The 4,932-nt window shown below is 71.5% G+C and carries 6 protein-coding genes; 2 read left to right on the top strand and 4 right to left on the bottom strand.

What is annotated here, in order from left to right:
* Positions 1 to 237 precede the first annotated feature (237 nt).
* A complete protein-coding gene (locus tag AB0903_RS34170) occupies positions 238 to 1,026 on the top strand; it encodes a S16 family serine protease (RefSeq protein WP_366708697.1) in 789 nt (262 codons plus the stop codon).
* Here the strand turns inward: AB0903_RS34170 and AB0903_RS34165 are convergent.
* From AB0903_RS34165 to AB0903_RS34150, 4 genes are all read right to left on the bottom strand, one after another.
* The gene (locus AB0903_RS34165) at positions 965 to 1,918 is read right to left on the bottom strand and encodes an MFS transporter (RefSeq protein WP_366708699.1); all 954 of its coding nucleotides are present in this window, start codon (positions 1,916 to 1,918) and stop codon (positions 965 to 967) included. The two genes, AB0903_RS34170 and AB0903_RS34165, sit on opposite strands and share 62 nt — an antisense overlap.
* A gap of 162 nt (positions 1,919 to 2,080) precedes the next feature.
* Positions 2,081 to 2,275 carry a hypothetical protein gene (locus AB0903_RS34160; protein ID WP_366708696.1) on the bottom strand — a complete coding sequence of 65 codons (195 nt, stop codon included), beginning with the start codon at positions 2,273 to 2,275 and terminating at the stop codon, positions 2,081 to 2,083.
* Positions 2,276 to 2,289: 14 nt separating this feature from the next.
* Positions 2,290 to 2,922: a helix-turn-helix domain-containing protein gene (locus tag AB0903_RS34155; RefSeq protein WP_366708695.1), complete on the bottom strand. Its 633-nt coding sequence runs from the start codon at positions 2,920 to 2,922 to the stop codon at positions 2,290 to 2,292.
* Between the two features lie 70 nt (positions 2,923 to 2,992).
* Positions 2,993 to 3,472, bottom strand: a complete 480-nt coding sequence (locus AB0903_RS34150) for an Lrp/AsnC family transcriptional regulator (protein WP_366708693.1) — start codon at positions 3,470 to 3,472, stop codon at positions 2,993 to 2,995.
* A 121-nt stretch (positions 3,473 to 3,593) separates the two neighbouring features.
* On the opposite strand from AB0903_RS34150, the gene hppD reads away from it, so the two are divergent.
* On the top strand, positions 3,594 to 4,739 hold the full coding sequence (gene hppD / locus AB0903_RS34145; protein WP_366708691.1) for a 4-hydroxyphenylpyruvate dioxygenase: 1,146 nt from the start codon (positions 3,594 to 3,596) through the stop codon (positions 4,737 to 4,739).
* The last annotated feature ends 193 nt before the right edge of the window (positions 4,740 to 4,932 follow it).

Below are 4,932 nucleotides of genomic sequence, written 5' to 3'. Positions count from 1 at the left end.
TGAGGAAAGCCATTCCGGACACCCCCCTCCGGAGGCCCCGCCCCCCGCCACCCACCACCAACACAGCCACCACCCCCGGGCGCCACGCACCCGCCCACCGGCACAGCCCCGCAGCCACCCCCCACAGGGGCGCCACGCACCCGCCCACCGGGCCACCTCGGCCCCACCCCGGCCCCGGGCCACCCCCGGCCAAGGCCGCCCCGCCGGTGGCGGGCCGCGCCCGGATACATTGGCAGCGTGCTCTCCAGTCTCACGCGCCCCCGCGCCTTCGCCCTCTGCGCCCTGCCCGTCGTCGCGCTGTTCACCGTCGCCGGGCTCGCGCCGCTGCCGTTCGTCGTCGCTCAGCCCGGGATGACCGCGGACGTGCTCGGCGAGCACCAGGGGACGCAGGTGATCACGATCTCCGGTGCGCCGACCCGCAAGACCGAGGGGGAGCTGCGGATGACGACGATCGTGGCGACCGGCCCCGGCGCCGACGTGGACTTCGGAGACGTGGCCGACGGCTGGTTCCGTTCCGACCGGGCCGTGCTGCCGCGCGACGCCGTCTATCCGGCGGGCAGGACGGAGAAGGAGGTCGAGCGGCACAACGCGGAGGCCATGGAGGAGTCGCAGAACGTCGCCACCCGCGCGGCGCTCTCGTACCTCGGCGAGGAGCCGGCCGAGGTGAAGGTCTCGTTGCGCCTCGCCGATGTCGGCGGGCCCAGCGCCGGTCTGCTGTTCTCCCTCGGGATCATCGACAAGCTGCAGGGTGACGGCACCGGCGGTGACCTCACCGGTGGCCGCAGCATCGCGGGTACGGGGACGATCACACCCGACGGGAAGGTCGGCGCGGTCGGCGGGGTGTCGCTGAAGACGCAGGCGGCCGCTCGCGACGGGGCGACCGTGTTCCTCGTGCCGACGGACGAGTGCGCGGACGCGCAGGCGGAGTTGCCGGAGGGACTGCGTCTGATCCCGGTGGCGACGCTCAAGGGCGCGGTGGAGTCGCTGCGCTCGCTGGAGCAGGGCGGGAAGGTCCCGGGCTGCTGACTCGGGAAGGGTCTTCCTCCAAGGGCCCGCGTCCCGCGTCCATCTCGCGCCAGCGCGGGAACACGGCCGGGGCAGCGTCGTCAGGAAGTACAGCCCGCCCAGTGTGAGCAGCGCCGTCGCCAGGCCGGCCAGTTCGATCAGGTGGTCGGCCGCCAGGCCGCCGCCGGAAGCGGTGCCCGACGGCAGCGTAGAGCAGGGCGCCGAGCGGTGCGCAGCCGCCGAACACGGCGGCCAGCAGGCCCAAGTCCCGTGCGCCGCCCAGGTTGTCCTTGGCGTGGACGGGCAGCAGCACCGAACTCCAGCCCTGGTCGGGGCCGTTGGTGACCATCACCATCAGGACGACGCCCAGCAGCAGCCGGGCGCGCAGCAGGAAGGCGTAGCCCTCACGCAGTTCGCCCCGGTACGCGGCGAAGGACACGGGTGCGCGGGCCCGCCGTGGTTCGGCCGCGCCGACCCGACGCAGGCCGAGGGCGATCAGCAGCGCGGAGCCGCAGAACGTCGCCGCGTCGCGCAGGACGACCGCCTCCGCGCCGATGAGTGCGATGAGGACGCCGGCGAGCGCCGCGCCGGTCATCCGCGCACCGCGCGAGACGGCGTCGAAGAGGCTCGCGGCCCGCGACAGCCGTGTTCCCGCCAGCTCGGCGAGGTCGGGCACGAGCACGTAGCGCGCGGTCTCGCCCGGTGCGTGGAAAAGGCCGGTGACGGCCATCAGCGCGCACAGCATCCAGAAGCGGAGTGCTCCCGTGCAGTGGAGCAGGGGGATCGCGGCGAGGGCGACGGCGCAGACGAGGTCGGTGGCGATGCTGACCCGGCGCCGGCCGATCCGGTCGATGACGGGTCCGCCGATGACGGCGGAGACGACGACGGGCAGGGTGGCGCAGAAGGCGACCAGGCCGGCCTTGGCGGGGCTGCCCGTGGTCTGGAGCGTGAACCACGGGACGCCGATGAGGGTGAGCGAGTGCCGGTGATGGAGACGGCGTTGGCCGCCAGTACGGTGGCGAGCGGCCCCCGGCGCCCCTGCGCGCTCTCGGCCTCGGCGGTTCCCCCTGCCCGGTCATGCGAGACGGGTCGCGCTCCGGGCCTGCGCGGGCGGCTGCCGCAGCAGCCGCAGCCCCAGCCCGACGAAGGCCAGGCCCAGCCGGGTGCGCAGCTGCACTCGCAGCTGCGCACCCGGCACTTGGCCGGCGGCGGCCGTGCGCAGTTCTCCGGCGCGCAGCTCGTGCAGCATCAGATGTATGTCGGAGTGCATGACCCGGAGTCTCCTCAGCCGGTGGAGCGTGGGAATGCGTGCGTGTGCAGCCGGACCTGGGCGGCGCCTTCGGTGCCGGGCGCGGGTTCGAGGTCGCGGTAGCTCTCGATGAGCTCGTGGATCTTCTCGTTGAGTTCGTGCGCCTGCGCCGCGGTCAGGCGCAGCGTGAAGTCGCTGAGGTCGGAGCTGCGCCGCCACTCCTCGGGCCAGTCCCGCTGGCTGCCGAGCCAGGTGGCGACCTCCTGGGTGTGCATGGTCGCGTGCTCGTGGAGGTACAGGTCGGCCGCTCCGCGCACCGCCGGGTCGGGGTCGCTGTAGAGGGATTCGTCGAAGAGCATGCCGTCCATGGATGCCTTCCACCACCGCTCCCGGCCCTTGCCGCGCTCCGGATCGTCCTCGACGAAGCCGTGTGCTGCGAGTTGGCGCAGGTGGTAGCTGGTGGCGCCGCTGGACTCGCCGAGTTTCTCCGCGAGCCGGGAGGCGGTCGCGGGGCCGTCCTGTCGCAGCACCGTCAGCAGGCGCATCCGCAGAGGGTGGGCGATGCCGCGCAGTGAGCGCGGGTCCAGTCTGTGGAGCTTGCGTGCGCCGGGCCCGGCTTCGGCCGCGCCCTCTTCCTCGTTCTCGTTCTCGTTCTCGTTCTCGTTCATGCGTGCAACGGTAGCGTTGCAAAGAAAGTCTTGCAACGCTTTCTATGCAACTGTTTCTTTGTAACTGGCCTCAGGGGGTTCGCGAGTCCTCCGCCGCCTGCTCCACCAACGGGATGATCCGCAGTGGCACCGGGTTCTCCATCACGATCGCCGTCGACGCCCGGACGATCCCCTCGAAGCCGACCACCCGGTCGATCACCCGTTGGAGGTCCGCGTTGGAGCGGGCGACCAGCCGGCAGAGCATGTCCCCGTGCCCGGTGGTGGTGTGCAGTTCGAGCACCTCGGGAACGGTCGCCAAATGCGCGCGTACATCCGCGCCCTGCCCCTGCTTGATCTCCAGCGTCGCGAACGCCGTCACCGGATATCCGAGCGCCGCCGGGTCGACGTCCGGCCCGAAGCCCCGGATCACCCCCTGCGCCTGGAGCCGGTCCATCCGCGCCTGCACCGTCCCGCGCGCCACGCCGAGCCGCCGCGACGCCTCCAGTACGCCGATCCTCGGCTCCCGTGCCAGCAGCACGATGAGCCGCCCGTCCAGATGATCGATCGCCATGGCGCCCTCCCGATGGTCATCCTGTACACAACGCCCGACGATTGCGGACCCGTGCTGGGCATATTGCCCAGCCAGAGCACGAACTATTGCGCACCTTGTGGATCGGCGAGAGCCTTCCCCTATGACTGAGACCATCGATCACACCCCGGACACCGCGCGGCAGGCCGACCCCTTCCCGGTGAAGGGAATGGACGCGGTCGTCTTCGCCGTCGGCAACGCCAAGCAGGCCGCGCACTACTACTCCACGGCCTTCGGCATGAAGCTCGTCGCCTACTCCGGACCGGAGAACGGCAGCCGCGAGACCGCGAGTTACGTCCTCGCCAACGGCGCCGCCCGCTTCGTCCTCACCTCCGTGATCAAGGCGTCCACCGACTGGGGCCACTTCCTCGCCGACCATGTCGCCGCCCACGGCGACGGTGTCGTCGACCTGGCCATCGAGGTGCCCGACGCCCGCAAGGCGTACGCGTACGCGGTCGAGCACGGCGCCACCGGCATCACCGAGCCGTACGAGGTCAAGGACGAGCACGGCACCGTCGTGATGGCCGCCATCGCGACCTACGGCAAGACCCGCCACACCCTCGTCGAGCGCGGCGGCTACAACGGCCCGTACCTGCCCGGCTTCGCCGCCGCCGACCCGATCGTCGAGCCGCCGGCCAAGCGCACCTTCCAGGCCATCGACCACTGCGTGGGCAACGTCGAACTCGGCCGGATGAACGAGTGGGTCGGGTTCTACAACAAGGTCATGGGCTTCACCAACATGAAGGAGTTCGTGGGCGACGACATCGCCACCGAGTACTCCGCCCTGATGTCGAAGGTCGTCGCCGACGGCACTCTCAAGGTGAAGTTCCCGATCAACGAGCCGGCGATCGCGAAGAAGAAGTCGCAGATCGACGAGTACCTCGAGTTCTACGGCGGCGCCGGCGTCCAGCACATCGCGCTTGCCACGAACGACATCGTCGCCACCGTCCGCTCCATGCGGGCCGCGGGTGTCCAGTTCCTCGACACCCCGGACTCGTACTACGACACGCTCGGCGAGTGGGCCGGCGAGACCCGGGTGCCGGTCGAGACGCTGCGCGAGCTGAAGATTCTCGTCGACCGCGACGAGGACGGCTACCTGCTGCAGATCTTCACCAAGCCGGTCCAGGACCGCCCCACGGTCTTCTTCGAGATGATCGAGCGGCACGGTTCGATGGGCTTCGGCAAGGGCAACTTCAAGGCGCTCTTCGAGGCGATCGAGCGTGAGCAGGAGAAGCGCGGCAACCTCTGACGCCGCCCGCTCTGCCTGACGCCGCGGCCCCACGGACCTGACCCGTGGGGCCGCGGTGCCGTAAAGCGCCCCGCCCCCGCCCCGGCGCCGCAGACCACCCCGCCCCGGCGCCGCAGACCACCCCGCCCCGGCGCTGCAGACCACCCCGCCCCCGCCCCCGCCCCGGCGCCGCAGCGCCACAAACGCCCGCCCC

Origin of the sequence: Streptomyces sp. NPDC048389, from assembly GCF_040706335.1 — a bacterium.
Taxonomy (GTDB): domain Bacteria; phylum Actinomycetota; class Actinomycetes; order Streptomycetales; family Streptomycetaceae; genus Streptomyces.
This window is presented reverse-complemented; position numbering and strand designations above follow the sequence as displayed.